General features: G+C 70.6%; 13 protein-coding genes. 4 read left to right on the forward strand and 9 right to left on the reverse strand.

Annotation, left to right across the window (positions count from 1 at the left end):
- Positions 1–129 precede the first annotated feature (129 nt).
- The 4 genes from QF034_RS17830 to QF034_RS17845 form a co-directional block, all read right to left on the reverse strand.
- Positions 130–2,316, reverse strand: a complete 2,187-nt coding sequence (locus QF034_RS17830; protein ID WP_307175909.1) for a bifunctional polysaccharide deacetylase/glycosyltransferase family 2 protein — start codon at positions 2,314–2,316, stop codon at positions 130–132.
- A gap of 902 nt (positions 2,317–3,218) precedes the next feature.
- A complete protein-coding gene (locus QF034_RS17835) occupies positions 3,219–4,745 on the reverse strand; it encodes a cellulase family glycosylhydrolase (RefSeq protein WP_307175910.1) in 1,527 nt (508 codons plus the stop codon).
- Positions 4,746–4,885: 140 nt separating this feature from the next.
- Entirely contained in the window at positions 4,886–5,704 is an 819-nt protein-coding gene (locus tag QF034_RS17840) for an ABC transporter permease (RefSeq protein ID WP_307175911.1), read from the reverse strand.
- Positions 5,701–6,660 (reverse strand): ATP-binding cassette domain-containing protein, encoded by a 960-nt coding sequence (locus QF034_RS17845; RefSeq protein ID WP_307175912.1) that lies wholly within the window; start codon positions 6,658–6,660, stop codon positions 5,701–5,703. The genes QF034_RS17840 and QF034_RS17845 overlap by 4 nt, the downstream gene beginning before the upstream one ends.
- Before the next feature lie 111 nt (positions 6,661–6,771).
- On the opposite strand from QF034_RS17845, the gene QF034_RS17850 reads away from it, so the two are divergent.
- Positions 6,772–7,584: a TetR/AcrR family transcriptional regulator gene (locus QF034_RS17850; RefSeq protein WP_307175913.1), complete on the forward strand. Its 813-nt coding sequence runs from the start codon at positions 6,772–6,774 to the stop codon at positions 7,582–7,584.
- A 20-nt stretch (positions 7,585–7,604) separates the two neighbouring features.
- On the opposite strand, the gene QF034_RS17855 is transcribed toward QF034_RS17850, so the two are convergent.
- From QF034_RS17855 to QF034_RS17870, 4 genes are all read right to left on the reverse strand, one after another.
- Positions 7,605–8,579, reverse strand: a complete 975-nt coding sequence (locus QF034_RS17855) for a WD40 repeat domain-containing protein (RefSeq protein ID WP_307175914.1) — start codon at positions 8,577–8,579, stop codon at positions 7,605–7,607.
- Between the two features lie 76 nt (positions 8,580–8,655).
- On the reverse strand, positions 8,656–8,931 hold the full coding sequence (locus QF034_RS17860) for a hypothetical protein (protein WP_307175915.1): 276 nt from the start codon (positions 8,929–8,931) through the stop codon (positions 8,656–8,658).
- Between the two features lie 685 nt (positions 8,932–9,616).
- Positions 9,617–10,057 (reverse strand): VOC family protein, encoded by a 441-nt coding sequence (locus tag QF034_RS17865; RefSeq protein WP_307175916.1) that lies wholly within the window; start codon positions 10,055–10,057, stop codon positions 9,617–9,619.
- A 36-nt stretch (positions 10,058–10,093) separates the two neighbouring features.
- Positions 10,094–11,263, reverse strand: coding sequence for a helix-turn-helix domain-containing protein (locus QF034_RS17870; protein ID WP_307175917.1), 1,170 nt, complete (start codon positions 11,261–11,263; stop codon positions 10,094–10,096).
- A 154-nt stretch (positions 11,264–11,417) separates the two neighbouring features.
- Here QF034_RS17870 and QF034_RS17875 point away from each other — a divergent pair, with 154 nt between their 5' ends.
- From QF034_RS17875 to QF034_RS17885, 3 genes are all read left to right on the forward strand, one after another.
- The gene (locus QF034_RS17875; RefSeq protein ID WP_307175918.1) at positions 11,418–11,660 is read left to right on the forward strand and encodes a hypothetical protein; all 243 of its coding nucleotides are present in this window, start codon (positions 11,418–11,420) and stop codon (positions 11,658–11,660) included.
- Entirely contained in the window at positions 11,657–11,860 is a 204-nt protein-coding gene (locus tag QF034_RS17880; RefSeq protein WP_307175919.1) for a hypothetical protein, read from the forward strand. Before QF034_RS17875 ends, QF034_RS17880 begins: the two co-directional genes overlap by 4 nt.
- A gap of 69 nt (positions 11,861–11,929) precedes the next feature.
- On the forward strand, positions 11,930–12,604 hold the full coding sequence (locus tag QF034_RS17885) for a GDSL-type esterase/lipase family protein (protein ID WP_307175920.1): 675 nt from the start codon (positions 11,930–11,932) through the stop codon (positions 12,602–12,604).
- Here the strand turns inward: QF034_RS17885 and QF034_RS17890 are convergent.
- Complete coding sequence (locus QF034_RS17890) at positions 12,592–13,341, reverse strand: aminoglycoside adenylyltransferase family protein (protein ID WP_307175921.1); 750 nt, start codon at positions 13,339–13,341, stop codon at positions 12,592–12,594. The two genes, QF034_RS17885 and QF034_RS17890, sit on opposite strands and share 13 nt — an antisense overlap.
- Positions 13,342–13,345: the final 4 nt, after the last annotated feature.

Below are 13,345 nucleotides of genomic sequence, written 5' to 3' on the forward strand. Positions count from 1 at the left end.
CAGCGAACACCCGCAGGAAGAGCGCAGGTCGCGATGAGAGGGGCGCCGGGAACACCGAAGCGCCCCTGGGGTCAGGGGCCCCGGTGAACCGGATGAGCCATGAGGCGTAGAGGGCTGCGGCAGGGAAGCTCACGTCCGGCGGGTGGAGGGCTGGGGAGGCAGCATGACGTCCCCGCTGCGCTTGAGCCGCTGCCAGGGCAGCCGGTAGCCGTTGATCGCGGTCAGGCAGGCCTGGGTCAGGACCAGGTACATCACCTGGCGGTAGACGACCTGCTGGAGCGGAAGCGCCCACAGGGGCCGGAGCCTCTCGCCGTCGAGACGGAAGGCGTACCCGGCGCAGACGGCCTGCACCGCCAGCACGCCGCCCCAGGCCAGCGCGGTGGTGCGCGGGTTGCCGAACACCAGCCCGTAGACGGCCAGTATGTCGATCAGCGGGGCGAGCAGCGGGGTGAAGATCTGGAAGACGGCCAGCAGGGGCAGACCGAGGCGGCCGAAGTGGCCCGCGTGGCCACGCTCGAACAGCGCGTGCCGGTGCTTCCACGTGGCCTGCATCGTGCCGTAGCTCCATCGGTAGCGCTGGCGCCACAGCTGCCGCAGCGAGGACGGTGCCTCGGTCCAGGCGAGTGCGTCCGGCGCGTAGTGGACCTCCCACCCGGCCCGGTGCAGGGCCATGGTGATGTCGGTGTCCTCGGCGAGGGTGTCCGCGCTCATCATTCCGGCGTCCCGCAGGGCCTCGGCGCGGAACGCCCCCACGGCACCGGGGATGGTGGGCAGGCAGCGCAGCAGGTCGTACATGCGGCGGTCGAGGTTGAAGCCCATGACGTACTCGATGTGCTGCCACCGGCCGAGCAGCCGCCGGCGGTTGCCGACCTTGGCGTTGCCCGCGACGGCGCCGACGCGGGGGTCGGCGAACGGCTGGACGAGGCGGCCGACGGTCGAGGGGGCGAAGACGGTGTCGGCGTCCAGCATGACGACGAGGTCGTGGGAGGCGCGCAGGACGCCGGTGTTGAGGGCGGAGGGTTTGCCGCCGTTGGGCTGCCGGATGACGGTGACGTTGTCGAGGGCGAGCGACTGTGCGAGGTCGGCGGTGTCGTCGCTGGATCCGTCGTCCACGACGATGATCTCGACGGGGTGGTCGCTCGCGGCGAGGGAGCGGAGCGTCTTGGCGATGCACAGCTCCTCGTTGTAGGCGGGTACGACGACACTGACCGGCCGGGTGACCGGCCCGTGCCGGTCGCCGTGGGGGCGCCGTTGACGGCGGGCGTGGTGACGGGCCAGGACGAGCAGGAGCACACAGCGCGCGAGGACGAGCGAACCGACCACCAGCAGCAGCACGCTGACGGCCGACACCGCCGCCCCCGACACGGTCACGGCGGCCACGAAGATGCGGCCGCTCCAGCGGTCCGCCGTGTCGACGGGGCTGGTGAAACTGTCGGTGCCGACGAGATCGGCGAGGGTGGTGAAGCGATAGCCCTGGGCCTTCAGCCGGGGGATCAGGGTCTTGAGGGCTTCGACCGTCTGTGCTCTGTCCCCTCCCGCGTCGTGCAGGAGGACGACCGCGCCCCGGCCCGGCACTCTCGGGGTGGCCGCGTCGGCGATGGCCCGGGCGCCCGGCCGCCGCCAGTCGTTGGTGTCCTGGTCGATGAACGCCAGGACGTAGCCCTTCTCCCCCAGGCGCCGGGCCACGGACCACGCCGAGTCGTCGAGGGCGGAGGGGACCGAGGAGTAGGGCATCCGCATCAGCGACGTGTTGATGCCCGCGGCCCCCGCGAGGGCGAGTTGGGTCAGCGCCAGCTCACGGTCGACCTCGCTCGCGGACCGGGTGGCCAGGTCCGGGTGGGAGAAGGTGTGCACGCCGATCTCATGGCCGGAGCGGACCACACTGCGCAGGACTCCCGGGTGCCGGGCGGTCTGCTGCCCGGTGACGAAGAAGGTGCCGGGCGTGCCGTAGTGGTCGAGGACGGCCCGGATGCGGGGCGTCCAGGTGGGGTCGGGGCCGTCGTCGAAGGTCAGGACGATGGTCTTGTCCGGTGTGCGATACGTCCGCTGGTGATCGTCGGTGGTGTCGACGACCGGGCCGCCGCCGGCGATCCTGCGGGGGACGCCGGTGGCCGGTCGTCCGCCGCGCCCTTCCTGGTCACCGGCGAAGCCCCTGGTGGTGTACCCCTCGACGAGGAGGACCGAGGCGACGAAGGCCAGCAGGACGAGGGGAACGACGATGCGGAAGCGGTGCCGCGGCGACAGGGGTGCTCGCCTCCGCCGCGGGCCGGGCGACCCCGGTGAGCGGCCGGGTGACCGGTCAGGGTGCCGCCGCATCAGGGAGCCTCAACCACCGATGGGCCGGAGGGCGGGGGTTCGGCCACGCCACCGGGCGGCGCCGAGGGAGTGGTCGCCGGCGCAGTGGGCTGGGGGGTGGCTGGCGGCGTCGGCGCCGGCGCCGGGGGCGCGGGTGCCGGTGGGGCCGGTGGGGCACTGGTCGGCGGAGCAGGTGCGGGCGAGGGCGGCGGCGATGCGGGAGTGCCGCCCGTGCTGGGCGCAGGGGCGGGAGCGGGAGGAACAGGAGGGCTCGTGGGCTGCGCCGGTGACGGTGGCGCCTGGGTCGTTGGTGCCTGCGGTTCTGTTGTGTCAGGAGGTGCCGGTGCGCTGGTCGGTGGGTCCCCGGGCACAAGCGGTGGAGCAAGGGAAGGGCCGGGCGTGGTGAGCTGCGGAAGGAGCAGGGTGCTCGGGCCGGCCGCGGCCGAAGGACCGACGGCGACCGGAGGACCGGCCGCGGCCGAAGGGTCGTCCGGCGGCGCCAGGGGCGTCCGGCCCGGGGTGCGCGGTCCCGGTGCGGCAGGCGCCGCTATGTCACCGGGCAGGATCGCCCCCGGCGCAAAGGGCGTTGCTCCCATCAGGCTCAGCCCCAGCACCGCCATGTACGTGGCCGCGCAGGCCGCCAGCCCGTAGCCGGCGCGCCGCAGATTCCGCGCACGCCGGCCGGAGGCGTCGACGAACACGGGAAGGTTCGGATCGCCCGGCGATACCTGACCCGTTTGTCCTCTCTTGGCACGGTAAAGCACCATACGGCTCAGCGTACGCCGGTGCCGGGCGGGTCAGTACGGAATCCTCCGCATCAGAAGAAGGGCGCTCCCGGCGAGCCCCCCGGTCAGGTACATGGCCGGGTATGCAGGTGATCCGGAGACGCCCGGCCGGCACCGAGCGCCCCCGTCACACCGGCGTCATGTCGCCGTGCACGTCACACTCGGCACAGCCCCGCCCCCGGGAGCACCTCCGAGGCCGAAGCTCGCCGAACCCCCCACCGGCACGCTTCCGTTGTGCGCGGCGTTCACCGCCGTGACGCCCGTCCCGCTCTGCGTGTACGACGCGTTCCACATGCTGGTGATCTTCTCCGCACCGCTCCACGCCCACGTGACCTTCCAGGACTTCAGCGGCGTCGTGCCCGTGTTGGTCACCTTCACCTCGGCGTTGAAGCCGCCGCCCCAGTCGCTGCTCACCGCGTAGGCGGCGGTGCAGGCGGCCGCGCCGCCGGGTTCGCCCGGCCCGCCGGGATCCGGCCCGGAACCGCCGCCCTCGAACCCCGGCGCCTTGATCGCCTTGAGGTACCCGTCCTTCGCGGTGTCCACCGTCTGCCAGTCGTCCTTCAGGATCCCGCCCGTGTCCCCGGAGTTGGGGTTCCAGGACCAGAACGTCCAGTGGAAGCTGTCGGCGCCGTTCGCCGACGTCGACCGCAGGTACGTCACCAGCGCGGACAGCCACTTCTGGTCCACCGCCGGCTGGAGCGTCGTACCGAACTCGCCGAGCCACACCGGCGCGATGTTCTGCTTGAAGATGTAGCCCCAGTACTTGTCCCAGATCCCCGGCATGTTGGCCGGGAAGGACGGGTCGCTGAACCACGACTGCTGGGCCACCGACGTGGCGTAGTCGTGGGCCGAGTACACCAGCCGGTTCGGGACGTCCAGCTGGACCGGGTACTGGGCGACGCCCATGAGGTTGCCGCCCCACCAGCCGTTGGCGCCGTTGTACGACTGCACGCCCTCGACCATGATCAGCAGCTCGGGGTTGACCGACAGCACCGCGTTGCCCGCACGCTGGGCGGCCAGCCGCCAGTCCCGGGCCGTGTCGCCGCAGCCCCAGCAGGCGGGGTCGTGGGGCTCGTTGTGCAGGTCGATGCCGACGACGGTGGGGTTGCCCTTGTAGCGCGTCGCGAGGGACTTGAGGTTGGTGATCCAGGTCGACTCGGGGACCGACGCCGTGTACCAGAGCGCCGACTGTCCCGCCGCGTCCGGGCGGTGCCGGTCGAGGACGATCTTGAGTCCGGCCTGCCCGGCGTACGCCACGATCCGGTCCAGGACCTGGAGCGACGTCAGGCCCCGCAGGTCGGTGTTCTTGCCGTCGTGGTTGATGCTCTCGGGCATGGCGCCGGGCTTGAGGATGTCGTCGCTGTAGGGCATCCGGATGGTGTTGTAGCCCAGCGACTTCATCTGGTCGATCATGCTCTTGTAGTCGCGGGCCCACAGGCCGTGGACGACATGGATGTCGGTCTCGAAGCCGAACCAGTTGACGCCGGCGATACGGACCGGCTGGCCGGCCGCGTCCAGGATCTGCCGACCGCTGGTGTGCCAGTAGCCGGCGCCGGCCTGAGCGTCGACGTCGGCGTCGGCGTCGGCCTGTGCCGACTGGGTACCGGCCAGGGGTAACAGGAGCGCCGCGGCGACGCACAGCGCTCTTCGCAGAGTGCGGAACATGGCTGCTTCCTCTCGGGGGAGGCGCGGCCCCGGAACTCGCATGGGAGCGCTCCCATATGCCGCGCACCTCCCAGGAAACTGACGCACCATGAGCACGTCAACCCTCCGGGAGGTGCGGGTTCCGCTCGAGAGGTGTCCGCCTAGCGGCTCAGCTTCCTGAACCGCCGTACCGCGAGCGGCAGGAAGATCAGCGTCAGGATCACCGGCCACACCCCGGCCATCAGCAGCGCGTGCCGCTCGACCCAGGTGTCGCCGCCGACCGGCGTGCCGAACAGCTCGCGGGTCGCCGCCGCCGTGGAGGAGATCGGGTTCCAGACCGCCACCCAGCTCAGCCAGCCGGGCATGAGCTGCGGCGCGACGAAGATGCTGGAGATCATCGTCAGCGGGAAGGCGACCGCGAACAGGCCGCCCGCCGCCTCCGGGTTGGGCACGAGCAGGCCGAGCCACACCCCGATCCAGATCAGCGCGAACCGCAGCCACAGCAGCAGCCCGAACGCGCCCAGGAAGCCGAGGCCCCCCTCCGGCCGCCAGCCCATGGCGAGCGCGGTGAGCATCATGATCGCCAACTCGGCGCAGGCGACGAGCAGATCGGTGACACCGCGTCCGGCCACCACGGCGGAGGACGCCATCGGCATGGAGCGGAAGCGGTCGATGACGCCCTTGGTGGAGTCGTGGACCACGACGGTCGCCGTGTTGATGAAGCCGAACGCCATGGTCATCGCGAACATGCCCGGCATCAGGTAGTCGTTGTAGTCCCCGCCGCCCGGCACCTTCATGGCGCTGCCGAAGACATAGCCGTAGAGCAGCACGGAGAGGATCGGGAAACCCAGCTGCCAGGCGATGTTCACGGGCTGGCGCTGGTAGTGGGTCAGGCCGCGGCGGACGACGTTCCAGCAGTCGGCGAGCAGCCAGTAGGTGCGGCCGCGCGTGCCGGGCGGGCTCAGGTCGATGGCGCTCACGCCGCGGCTCCTTCCTCGGTCCGGTGTCCGGTCAGGCGCAGGAACACGTCGTCGAGGCTGGGCCTGCGCAGCCCGATGTCCTGGACGCGGGCGCCCTCGTCCTGAAGGGTCCGCGCCACTTCGGTGAGCGCCGTGACCCGGTCGGTGACCGGGGCGTGCACCCGCAACTCGTTCTCGTCCGCCTCGGGTTCGCCGTCCGTGACCCGGGCGACCACCTTCACCACCCGCGGGATCTCGGCCCGCTCGGCGACCACGACCTCGATACGGTCGCCGCCGACCAGGTTCTTCAGCCCGTCCGGGGTGTCGTCGGCGATGGCCCGCCCCTGGTCGATGACGGTGATGCGGGAGGCGAGCCGGTCGGCCTCCTCCAGGTACTGCGTGGTGAGCAGCACGGTCGTGCCGCCCGCCACCAACGCCCGTACGGAGTCCCAGACCTCCCCGCGGCTACGGGGGTCGAGACCGGTCGTCGGCTCGTCGAGGAAGAGGACGGCCGGGGCGAGGATCATCGACGCGGCGAGGTCGAGGCGGCGCCGCATGCCGCCGCTGTACTTGCCGACGCCCCGGTCGGCGGCGTCGGTCAGGTCGAACTGTTCCAGCAGTTCGGCCGCCCGGAGCCCGGCCCGCTTGCCGCCCAGGTGGAACAGCCGGCCGAACATCTCCAGGTTCTGGCGGCCGGTGAGCACCTCGTCCACCGCCGCGTACTGCCCGGTGAGCCCGATCCGGGCCCGCACCTCGCGCGGCTGCCGGGCCACGTCCAGCCCGGCGACCGTCGCCCTGCCCCCGTCCAGCCGGATCAGCGTGGACAGGATGCGGACGGCGGTGGTCTTGCCCGCCCCGTTGGGTCCGAGCAGGCCGTGCACCGTGCCCTCGCGTACGGCCAGGTCGAAGCCGTCCAGGGCGCGTTTCTCGCCGTACCGCTTCTCCAGCGCCTCGGCCCGCACCGCGTATCCGTCCATACCGCCCCTCCCCTGTGCTCGTGCCCTGCTCCGGGCACCGAACTGGGTACAGCGTACCCGGTTACGCGTACGCCGTACCCAGTTTTTTGCGGGGGACTTAAGCTGGGCTCCATGGAAAGCGGCAGGAGCGGTACGGGCAGGACGGGTGGTACCGGCCATACGGTCGGTACGGAGACCAGTGGCAGCGGCGATATCGCGCGCACCCTCGAACTGCTGTGGGACACCGGCCGGCGTCCCAGCCGCGGCCCCAAGCCGACCCTGACCCTGGACCGGATCGTGGAAGCCGCCGTCCAGGTCGCGGACACGGAGGGTCTGGAGGGGCTCTCCATGCGCCGGGTCGCCGCCGAACTCGGCACCGGCACCATGTCGCTCTACCGGTACGTCCCCGGCAAGGGCGAGTTGCTCGACCTGATGCTGGACCGGGTCCAGCGCCCCTCCGAGAATCCGGCGGACCTGGGCGACAGCGGCTGGCGAGCCGCCCTGGAGGCCATGGCCCGCGCGACGCTCGCCCTCTACCGCCGCCACCCCTGGCTGCTCCAGGTCAACCAGTCCCGCCCGATCCTCGGCCCGAGCGCCCTGGACGGCATGGAGAAGGTCCTCACCCGGATCCGCCCGATGGGGCTGACCGACCCCGAACTGGTATCCGCGATCATCATGATCGACGGGTACGTCGTCGGGGCCGCGCGCACGCAGCTCTACCAGCAGGAGGCGGAGCGCCGGACGGGCCTGACGGACACGGAGTTCTGGCAGGCACAGGTGCCGGTGCTGGAGAAGGTCCTGGCCTCGGGCCGCTACCCGGTGATGGCGTCGCTCTCCGAGGACACGTTCGGGCCGGACTTCGACCACTTCGGTTTCGGACTCCAGCGCATCCTGGACGGGCTGGAAGTACTGGTCGCGCAACGCCGGGACGAGCCGGCCCCATAAGCCGCCGCCGTCTCCGGCTGCTACCTGCGCCGCCTCAGCCCGCGCAGGCCGAGCAGGGCGGCACACGCCACGGCCACGGCGATGGCGCCCGTCTTGAGATCGACGCTGAGCCCGTCGCCGCTGCCACGGCCGCCGCGCGCGGACGAACTCCCTCCCTCGGACGACGATCCGGAGCCACCGGGCGGGTCCTGCCCCTCCACCGAGCTGTCGGCCCCCTCGGCGCCGTACATGAGCCTCGTCCCGTCGGCGGTGTAGGTGACGGACTCCCCCTGCCCGAGGAACGGCACGCCGAGCCGCTGCTCCCGCTTGATCTTCCCGCCGTTCCAGTCGTACGCGATCGCGCCGAAGTAGCTGCGGACGACGAGGTGTTCACCGTCCGGGGAGAGCGTGGCGTCGGTGGCCTCCAGGTCGGGCACGGCCGCGACGGGCCGGAAGACGTTCGTGCCCGAGGCGGAGAGCTCGGCGGGACCCTCGTACAGGTGCCCGCCCTTCTCGTTCTTGTCGACGATGTAGACGCGGCCGGTCTTCGGGTGCACGACGAGGGACTCGGCGTCGCGGGCCCCGTCGGAGTACTTCACGACGTACTGCGTGGCCCGGATCGTCTGGTCCTTCAGCGTCTTCGGCTCGGGCAGCTCGTAGATCCACACATGGGGCCAGCTGCCGCCGAGGTTGTCGCCGATGTCGCCCACGTAGATCCGGTTGCCCGGGCCGATGGAGATGGCCTCGACGTCCCGGGGCGTTCCGACGCCGGTGAGGGTGAGGCGGGCGACGGTCTCGCCCGTCCTGCTGTCGACGGCGTAGATGTAGGGACCGTCGTCGCTGTCGTTGTGCGTCCAGTAGATACCGGGGTGGAGCCGGGAGGCGGCCAGACCGCTGGACTCGGTGATGCGCGGGTCCTTGATCGTGAAGTCCTCGTCGCCGTCGGCGGCGGAGGCGGGCACGGCGAAGGCGCCCACGAGAAGGGCCGCGGCGATGATGGCGAACGGTCGGCGCATGCCCCAAGCCTGCCATCCCGCTGCGCGGTTCATGGCGGGTAACGGATCACGGGGAGGCCGGCTGGGGTTCCGGTGCTCAGAAGGGCACAGCCAGACCGGCCTCTCGCAGCTTGAGCAGTGCTCTGCCCATGCATTCCGCGACTGAGGCTCCGTCGGCTCTCAGCCCTTCGGACAGTGGCCCCCCACCAGCGGCAAAGGTCCACGCCGGCCGGCCTTCCCGCATCCGCTCCGAGTCGACCCGGATCATCGCCCCAACGCCCTGCTCACCGAGCCATTCCAGAATGAGCAGCGTCGCCTCTTCGACGCCATGGTCCGGATCCGGCTTGGACCACCGCCCTTTTCCTCTGGTCACGACGGAACCTTACGAGTGCTGCGTGATGGAGGTGGCGAGGACGCGGCCCTGGCTGTACATGTCTCGTCGGGGAGTTGCCGCACGGAAACGCGCGGGGCTCCGCGTGCGCGCGGGGGGATGTGGAAGGCGTAACAGCCCTCCACTGTGGTCTCGTACACGAAGATGTACGTGCGTGTCGGTCCAAGACCGAGCATCTCCGCGATGACGGTGGTCGATTCCCCCTGCCTTTTGATGTCGACCAATCCCTCGGCCGGCTTCGCGAGAGGGAAGAGCTGAGCGATCTCTGCGTCTTGCAAGACCCCGTCAGCCGCGGCTCGGCTGAGGCGCTGCCGGCCTTCTTCTACGTTGGCACGCAAGTCTGCGCGGGCCTCGGCCTCATCACGCTCTGGTTGAGTCGCCAGCCAGATCCAGGCGCTGACGACGGTCACGAGCAGGAGGACACACAGGGCTATGCACCCGTTGAATAAGCAGCCACCGGTAGTGCCGGTCTGGACTTGTGGCCTTCTCCCCATGGGAACAGCCTCCAGCGCGAGCACGCCTGCACGCTGGGTGCGACGCCGAACCGTGACGACAACGAGTGGTCGAGGTAATAACCGAGTTGCCCTCAGCGGAGCTTCTCAGCATGGGACTTGAGGGTCTCGACGCAGTTCGAGTCGTTTTCGACGCCGGACCTCGAGTGGCAGGGTCAGGCTCCCTCGGGAGTGATCAGGCAGAAGGGATGACCGACGGGGTCCTCGTAGACGCGGTAACCGATCGGCTTGTCCGAACCATCCAGCAGCGTCGCACCGAGGGCGAGCACCTGGGCCTCAGCCGTATCGAGGTTCGCGACCATCACGTCGAGGTGCATGTGCTGAGGGCGCGCGGAATCCTTCCACCGCGGCGCGCGAAAGTCGTCTACCCGCTGGAAGGCGACCACCGGTGTGCCCGCCGCGTTCTGGAGCACGACGAAGTCGCCGGTGTCCGCCTGCCGTGAGAGCGACAGCAGCTTCGCGTAGAAACCGGCGAGCTCATCCGGGTCGGGGCAGTCGATGACAACGGTGTACAGGCGTCCGATCATCCGGCTCACACTGCCACTGGCCTGTGGACGGACAAAACGGCAGGTGCCCAGGCCAAGGTTGAAGAACAAGCTGAGTGCCTGTTCCTGAACGGGCCGGGCTGAGGGCTAGAAAGGCACGCCGGCGCGCTTCGCCAGCTTGGTCAGCCGGGGGTTGCTGCGACGGTGCAGCGAGGTCAGCACGCGCATCAGCTCCTGGCTCGTCGGGTGCACCTTGGCCATCTCCGGGGCAACCTCCCACGCCTCTTCGAGTGAGACCAGGGCGGAATCCCGGTCACCGAGGGCAAGGTGCGACCTGCTGAGGTTCATGTGCAAGGGACCGATGCGGGTGGCCGGTAGAGACGTGCCACGCCGCATCAGGTCGTCGGCGGTCTCCAACGCGGTCCGGTGCTGGTCCATGTCGCTGTACGTCGAGATGACATGGGTGGCCGTCTGGTCCGGCCCGAAGTGGATGCCGTGTTCGTCGGCGTCCTCGCCATACTCCTCGGCCACCCGCCACGCCGCCTGAATGTGGCTGTCTGCGGTGGCGCTGTCCTTGAGCCGGCCTGCCAAGGTGAGCCCGCGCAGGTGCAGGATGCCCAGGCCGAACGCGCGGTCGCGTCCTCGGAGTGTGGACTCCGCCTCGACGATGGCGCGGTCCACGATGGCCAGCCCGCCGCCGAAGTCACCCGAATTGAGGAAGGCCCCGGCCTCGTCACGGGCGGCCACGGTGGCGGCGATCGGGTGGGCACGCTCGGCGGCCAGCCGCTGCTTCATCACGGCCAGCTCGGCGAGGTGCATCCAGCGGTGCCGGGCGGCCAGCCAGTAGACCACCGAGTACGCGTCGGCGACACGGGTCCAGGCGTCGGGCGACTGCGTGGCGTGGGCGTGGTTGGTGGCGTCGGCCAGCACACTGGGGAGCTCCTGCAACACCGCCGACAGCTCAGTCCGGTAGCGATGTTCATTCAGCTCGGCGAGCCGGCGCGGCAGGTCTTCGGGGTGGACCGGTGGCACGTCGGAGATGTCGAACCGCCGGATGGCGTGGTTGAGGGCGGTCAAGCTGTTCTCGTCGGCTCGCTGGACCGGGGCCGTGCCCAGCAGCTCGTCCAGCGTCAGCCCCATGGCCTGAGCGAGAGCAGCGGCAATGCCCTGGGTCAGCGCGCGGTCGCCCACCTCGATCTTGCTGAGCAGCGAGACCGACACACCCGCCCGCCGGGCGAGGGCAACCTGGCTGAAGCCGCGCGCCTTGCGGCACACGGCCACATTGGCTCCGGGTCCGGGAATCCTGGTCGCGCTCATACTGTGCGTCTTCCCCGCTCGACTTCCGTTACGACCCATCGTCGCACCGCGGCCACTCCGACGCCCTGGTGTTGTGCAAGGGGTGTGCAAGTTCGCCTTACACAACGGCAGTTCTCTTGTGTGAGACACGTATGCGCAGGTGGGAAGAGGAGTCATGGAACTGACACACGAGAAACCGCCCACGATGCTGAGTCACGGCAAGCTGCCGTACCCCCGGGGGACGTTGGTCACGGACGTGGAGACCGAACGCACGGGAGAGTTGCAAGGCGTGATCGAGGAGCGCACCAAGGACGGCGACAGGGTCGTCAGTCGGACCGCGTTCATCCGGCCGAGAGGAGGTGGCGTCGAGTGGGAGGCCCCTTTGACCCGCATCCGCCCCGCCGACGGCAACGGTTGAGCCACCCCACCAAGTGCGCGGTCCTGGTCGGCGCTGGTGACGTGATCGGCTACGAAGGCGTATGGCGCACGGTCAAGGAGGCCAGAACCGACCGGGGGCCGATGGGCGGGTTGGCCGTGGTCGTCACCTGGGAGGAGGGCGGTACAACCCGGTTCCCGGCCGGTGACGAACTCCTCCTGAAGCAGCCGGAGCCCGAATGACCAGCGCTCCCCAGGGCGCGTGGTCCGACTCACACCCCGTCCGGAGTTCTGATCGTTCATGATGAGCGGATGCTCAGGTTCATGCCCGTCGGTGACTCCATGACGATCGGGAGCGCGGGCGAACACACGTGGCGCTATCGGATGTGGCAGCACCTGTGCCGTTCCTACGGCGGCTCCTTCACCCTCGTCGGCCCGCGCGAGACGCTGCACGACAAGCTCGCCGACGCCCCGACGTCGTACGCGTACGCCGATCCGGACTTCCCGCGCGCCCACCTGGCCGGCTGGGGCGAGGGGTGGCTGCACATGGCGCCGCTGATCGGCGAGGCGGTGCGGTCGTGCCGCGCGGACGTTCTCCTCGTCTCCCTCGGGCTGATCGACCTGGGCTTCTACACGAACGCCGAGCAGACCGCCGAGAACGTCCGGGCCTTCGCCGCCGAGGCCCGCGCGGCGAACCGGCGGGTGCGGATGGTGTGGCTGCCGGTGATCCCGAACGTGCGGGCCCAGTCCGACCCGGCCTTCGCCGCCGAGGTCGCCCGCTTCAACGAGCTGCTGGCGAAGACGGCCGCCGACCTCGACGAGTCCGGCTCGCCGGTCCTCCTGGCCTCGGCCCCGCCGTCGTACGACATCGACGCCGACACCTACGACGGCACCCACCCCAACGACAGCGGCGAGCACAAGATCGCGGCGGCCTTCGCCGAGGCGATGCACCAGGCCTGGGACCTGGGCGAGTCCTACGAGGAGTAACTCTCGGTGATCACCCGGGTCAGGAACTCCGCGCAGGGCCCGGGCGCCAGGTCGTCCCAGCGCTCCGCCTCCTCCCCCAGGTAGACGGACCGGGCGCGGGCGAGGGCGGGCCGGTGCCCGGCGGGGAGCCGGTCGAGCGCCCACGCGGCTGCCGCGTCCTTCGAGCGGATGGTCCCGGTGGTGAGGGTGGTCCAGATCCGGGCGAGGGTGAGCAGCACGTTGCGGGTGTCGGAGTCCAGGTCGGCCATCAGCTCCGGCACGCCGGCGACGATGGCGCGCCTGAGGTCGTCGTGCGGGACCGGGTCGAGGAGGTCGGCGGGCGGCGGGCCGTGGAGCGGCGCGTCGGCGCGCAGGACCATCGTGAGGAGAGGCGCGAGGTCGGGGCTGGGCTCGGGGGCCGGGGTCACTCCGCGCTCGTAGTCCTCCCGCAGCCAGTCGCCGTAGAGGAAGTCGCAGGTGGGCGGGTAGCGCCAGGGCCGTACGTCGTCCTGTACGACGACGATCAGCTCCACGTGCCGCCGCCCGTCCACGCCGGACACCTTGAGCAACTCCTCGACCAGGACTCTGCGTTGGGTATGTGTCGCGGGCTCCCGTACGACAGCCAGGACGTCGATGTCACTGTGCGGGCGGAGGCCGCCGAGGGTGGCGGAGCCGTGCAGGTAGATACCGAGGAGCGAGTCGCCGAGGGTGGTGCGCAGGAGCTGGACGAGGTGGTCGGTGGCGGGCCCGTCTGGCATATGC

Origin of the sequence: Streptomyces africanus (genome assembly GCF_030816955.1) — a bacterium.
GTDB lineage: Bacteria > Actinomycetota > Actinomycetes > Streptomycetales > Streptomycetaceae > Streptomyces > Streptomyces africanus.